A 5,188-nucleotide genomic window follows, 5' to 3' on the forward strand; every position below is an offset into this window, starting at 1 on the left:
CCGCTGACCAGCCCCTTGGCGGCCAGGCCATCGCAGCGCGCCGTGGCGCGGGCCGTCATTCCAGTGAGCGTGATGTAGTTGAAGATGGATGCCTCGGCCATGGCCGCGCCTGCAGCCAGCGCCGCACAGGGCTGGTAGATATTGCCGTAGGTGGTGTAGTCGGCCAGCGTCTTGCCATAGCCGCTGACCGCCGCACCGCCCAGCTGGATGCCATAGCCGCTGGCGGTGGGCATTTCCGCCACGGGCTCGGAAGCCACCACGCCGTCGATCAGGCCGGTGGTGTCCTGCTCTGCCGCGCGCAACGACGCCGCACCGCCATTCGATGCCGAGCCGGCAATCACGATGGTGTTCTCGCGCGTGAATGGCACCGGGTTGGCGGCCGTGCCGTAGCGGTCGTTCAGCACGAACAGCGCGTAGCGGCCCGCCGCCAGGGTGTCGTTGCCCCAGTCCTTCTCGGGGTTCATCTGCGAGTGCACCTGCTTGAGGGCCAGCCGGTTGGGGAACAGTGCGTTGTAGGCCAGACGGGCCGTGTCGGTGATGCTGGCGGCAAAGAAGCTGAGCGCACCGGCCGCCGTGCGGGTGGCGCGGGTGCCATCGATCTTGTGGACGGTGTCGTCCATCATGTCGTACAGACCCACGCCCTTGCCGGCGTCGGTGAGCGCCACGGCGCAGCCGTGCTTCAGACCCCACTCCCCCGCCGTGCCGATGGCACCGTACACGCCGCGCGAACCCGAGGACGCGCCCAGCACCACGCAAGGCTTGGCCTGGTTGAAGGTGTCGGGCACCTGCACCGCGATCACCGTCTTCTTGCGGCCCGATCCATCGTCGAGCACGGCCACGTATTCGCGGCCCGGAATCAGCCCTTCGCTGGCCGTGACGGTGCCGGCGGTGGTGACGTTGGGGCCATACAGCGTGCCGTAGCCACCGTTCGCGCTGCCATCCAGAATGCCCCGGTAATTCGAGTACAGGGCATTGCGGCGCAGCTCGGCAGCCGTGGGGCTGGCCGGGTTGGCATAGGTGGGTGCGGTGGCCAGGCCCAGACCGGTCTTGCCGATACCGCCGGTCAGCAGGTCTTGCGTTGCGGCGGTGTCGCCAGCGCCCACGGTGGTGGCGGGGTAGGCCGTGGCGCTCACGGGCGTGATGCCGGCGGGAAGGTCGTTGGTCGGGTTGGACGATCCACCGCCGCAGGCCGCCAGAACGGCCCCGGCCAAGGTGGTCATCGCTGCTTTCGCTACCCGGTTGTCCTGCAGATTCACTTTCATGTTGTCTCCTTTTTTTACTGACACAGAAACGCGTGCTCAGCGCGCAGCACGCAGGGATCGCAGGCGTCCAACGACGCCAGTGGGAAAGTAATAGACCGAAAGCACGAACAGCACGCCCAGCCACAGCAGCCAGCGGTCGGGCGACAGCAGCGCCGACAGCCAGGGCAGCCCGGCCGTGGCCTCGCTGCCCACGCGCAACAAATCCTGCAGGTAGCTTTGCGCCACCAGAAACAGCACGGCCCCGATGGCCGAGCCGTAGATGGTGCCCATGCCGCCGATCACGACAATGAGCAAGCAGTCCATCATGATCTCGAAGCTGAGCGAGGTGTCCGGCCCGTTGTAGCGCAGCCAGATCGCCAGCATGGCGCCCGCGCAGCAGGCGAACAGGGCCGACAGCACGCTCGACGTGGTGCGGTACACGACCACGCGGTAGCCAATGGCCTCGGCACGGAACTCGTTCTCGCGGATGGCCTGCAGCACGCGGCCGAACGGCGAGTTCACGATGCGCAGCAACGCCAGCACCAGCGCCACCGCGGTGACGAACAGCAGGTAGTAGCAGATGAGGCGCCCGTCGATCGAGACGCCGAGGAACGGGTCGTCGAAGGGTTCGAAACTCGGCGAGAGGATCTCGGGCACCTTGAAGGTCAACCCGTCCTCGCCGCCCGTGATGTCCGACAGCTGCGAGGCCAGCGTCTGGAACGCCGCCGCCACGGCCAGCGTGATCATGGCGAAGAAGATGGCGCGCACGCGCAGCGAGAACAGCCCCACGGCCAGCGACAGCAGCAGCGACAGCACCAGTGCGCCCGAAAGGCCCACGGCCAGCGCGCCCCAGGTGGGGCCCATGCGCGTGGTGGCCACGGCAATGCCGTAGGCACCGATGCCGAAGAACATGGTGTGCGCGAAGCTCACGATGCCCGTGTAGCCCAGCAGCAGATCGAAGCTGGCCACCAGCACCACGAACACCAGCACCTTGGCCGCCACCGACAGCGCCTTGACACCAGGGAACAGGAACGGCGCGAATGCCAGCCCCAGAAAGATCGCCACCAGGATCACCGCCAGCAGCTTGCTGCGCGGATAGTCGCCGGAGAGAAGTCGTTGGAACATGGATACCTTTCCGTTTTTCACCGCGTTGTTCACCGATCACTGCGCCTGCAACGGGCGCAGACCCAGCCAGCAGCCGCCATGCAAGGGCCGCCCCGCCGCACGGGCGGCGTCCCCCTTCCAGGGGCAAGGCGCGAAGAGGCTCTGGGGGTGTTTCATCGGTTCGCCACCGGATAGACGCCCTGCGGGCGCCACAGCAGGATGGCCACCATGAGCGCAATGTTCGAAAACAACGCGACCTTGGGCGCCAGAAAACCGGTGTAGTTGGCCATCAGCCCCACCAGCAGCGCGCCGATGAGCGCGCCACCCGTGCTGCCCAGGCCACCGATGATGATCACGATGAAGATCAGCACGTTGACCTGCGCGCCCATCTGCGGCACCACGCTTTGCTGGTACATGCCCCACATCACGCCGCCCAGACCCGCCAGCGCCGAGCCCACCACGAACACACCGACGAACAGGCGGCGGATGCGGTAGCCCAGGCTCTCGACCATCTCACGGTCCTGCACACCGGCGCGGATCAGCAGGCCCACCTTGGTGCGCGAGAGCGTCCAGGCCAGCAGGGCAAACACCGCCAGCCCCACCAGCACCGCCACCACGCGGTATTTCTCGACGGCGGCATCGCCCAGCAGCCAGCTGCCACGCATACCTTCTGGCAGTGGCAGGGGAATCTGCGCGGGGCCCCAGATCACCTTGATGAACTCTTCACCGATGATCATGCCGCCCATGGTGATGAGGATCTGCTTGAGGTGCTGGCCATACACGGGCCGCACGATGAAACGCTCGAACGCCAGGCCCACGGCGCCCGCCACCGCCATGGCCACCAGCATCGCCGGCAGCACGGCGACCATGTTGCGCCACAGCTCGGCAGAACCCGTCCAGTCGCCCATGGCGCCCAGCACGCTGGTGGCCACGAAGGCGCCCAGCGCAATGAACACGCCGTGGCCGAAGTTGAGCACGTCCATCAGGCCGAACACCAGCGTGAGGCCCGAGGCGATGATGAAGATGATCATGCCCATGGCCAGCCCCGCCACCGTGAGCGTGAGCCAGGTGCTGGGCGAGCCCACGAATGGCAGCACCAGCAGGGCCAGCGCCGGCACCAGCGCCAGGGGCTTCCAGTCGAAATCGCGCGGGCTCATGCCAGACCTCCGGCCCGGCGGGCAGACACTATTGATTTAATAGCTGCCAGCGCACGCGTACCAAGCGCCACAGGCCCAAAAGACTTGCAATTCATAGTGCCAACCCCAGCAGCGAGCGCTGCAGCGCCTCGTCCTGCGCCAGCGCGGCCATGCTGCCCGAGTGCACCACCCGGCCGTTGTCCATCACGGCCACGGTGTCGCCCAGGCGCTTGGCGAAATGGATGTTCTGCTCGACCAGCAAAATCGTCACGCCGCTCTTCTTGAGCTGGTCGAACGCCTCGATCATGTTGTTGATGATGGCGGGCGCCAGGCCCTTGCTGGGCTCGTCCACGATGAGCAGGTCGCGCGGCTCGACGATGGCGCGGGCCACTGCCACCATCTGCTTTTGCCCGCCCGAGAGCTTGCCCGCCGGATGGTTCCAGAACTTCTCCACGGCCGGAAACAGCCTGAAGATCCATTCGAGCCGCGCGGCGTCCATCTGCGCCGCGTTGCGGGCCTTGCGCGCGGCCAGCAGCAGGTTCTCCTTCACCGTGAGGTCGGCGAAGATGCCCATGTTCTCAGGCACGTAGGCGATGTTGAGGTGCGCGATCTGGGGCGTGTGCATGCGCGTGATGTCACGCCCGCCAAAGGTGATCGCGCCCTGCGAGGCCTGCCACAGGCCCATGATGGTGCGCAGCGTGGTGGTCTTGCCCGCGCCGTTGCGGCCCAGCAGCATGGTGAGCTGGCCCCTGGGCACCGCCAGATCCACACCGTGCAGGATGTGGTACGCGCCGATGTGGGTGTGCACACCCTGCAGTTCGAGGAGGTTCTCTTGGCTCATGCGGCCTCCTTTTCGGCGTCTTTCGAGACGCCCAGGTAGGCTTCCTGCACCACGGGCGATGCAATCACCTGGGCCGGCGGGCCGTCGGCCACCAGCGTGCCGTTGGTCAATACGATGATGCGGTCGGCCAGCTCGCGCACCACGTCCATCTTGTGCTCCACCAGCAGGATGGTCTTGGTCTTGTCCTTCTTCAGCTCCCGGATCAGGTTCAGGATCACGGGCGCCTCGTCGTGGCTCATGCCGGCCGTGGGCTCGTCGAACATGTAGACCTGCGGCTCCAGCGCCATGAGCAGCGCCACCTCGAGCTTGCGCTGGTCGCCGTGCGGCAGGCTGGCCACGGGGGTGTCGCGCCGCTCCAGCATCGCCACCGACTGCAGGATCTGCTCGGCGCGCTCGGTGAGCTGGCGGTGGTCGCTCCAGATGCTCCACAGGTTGAGGCCCCGGCGGTGACTGCCCGCCTGCGTGGCCTGCACGGCCAGGCGCACGTTCTCCAGCACGCTGAGGCCCGGGAACAGGTTGGTGAGCTGGAACGCCCGGCCCAGGCCCGCGTGCGTGCGCGCCGAGGGCGACTGGCCCGACAGGTCGCGCCCGCCCAGCATCACCTTGCCGCTGGTGGCCTTGAGCTGCCCCGAGATGAGATTGAAGTAGGTGGTCTTGCCCGCGCCGTTGGGGCCCACGATGGCCGTGAGCGTGCCCGGCTCGAACGAGCAGGTCACGGCATTCACCGCCACATGGCCACCAAAACGGATGGTCAGATCATGGGTCGCCAGCATCCGGGATCAAGGCTCCGCAAAATTGGAAGAAAAGTGCCCCCAGCGCTTGCACAGCAAGCGTTGGCAGCTATGAAATCAGCAGCAACCGAAGCG

General features: G+C 66.8%; 5 protein-coding genes. All 5 read right to left on the reverse strand.

Going from position 1 to position 5,188, the window contains the following annotated elements:
* Nucleotides 1-1,262, reverse strand: a 1,262-nt coding sequence (locus ACDELDRAFT_RS18830; RefSeq protein WP_005799610.1) for a 3-hydroxybutyrate oligomer hydrolase family protein, incomplete at its 3' end; no start/stop codon positions are given.
* Nucleotides 1,263-1,298: 36 nt separating this feature from the next.
* Nucleotides 1,299-2,366 (reverse strand): branched-chain amino acid ABC transporter permease, encoded by a 1,068-nt coding sequence (locus ACDELDRAFT_RS18835; RefSeq protein WP_005799611.1) that lies wholly within the window; start codon nt 2,364-2,366, stop codon nt 1,299-1,301.
* A gap of 152 nt (nt 2,367-2,518) precedes the next feature.
* On the reverse strand, nt 2,519-3,502 hold the full coding sequence (locus ACDELDRAFT_RS18840; RefSeq protein ID WP_005799612.1) for a branched-chain amino acid ABC transporter permease: 984 nt from the start codon (nt 3,500-3,502) through the stop codon (nt 2,519-2,521).
* 91 nt (nt 3,503-3,593) lie between these two features.
* Nucleotides 3,594-4,322 carry an ABC transporter ATP-binding protein gene (locus ACDELDRAFT_RS18845; RefSeq protein WP_005799613.1) on the reverse strand — a complete coding sequence of 243 codons (729 nt, stop codon included), beginning with the start codon at nt 4,320-4,322 and terminating at the stop codon, nt 3,594-3,596.
* Nucleotides 4,319-5,095 (reverse strand): ABC transporter ATP-binding protein, encoded by a 777-nt coding sequence (locus ACDELDRAFT_RS18850; protein WP_005799614.1) that lies wholly within the window; start codon nt 5,093-5,095, stop codon nt 4,319-4,321. Before ACDELDRAFT_RS18850 ends, ACDELDRAFT_RS18845 begins: the two co-directional genes overlap by 4 nt.
* Between the last annotated feature and the right edge of the window lie 93 nt (nt 5,096-5,188).

This window comes from Acidovorax delafieldii 2AN, from assembly GCF_000175235.1.
In the GTDB taxonomy this organism is placed as follows: Bacteria; Pseudomonadota; Gammaproteobacteria; order Burkholderiales; family Burkholderiaceae_C; genus Acidovorax; species Acidovorax delafieldii_B.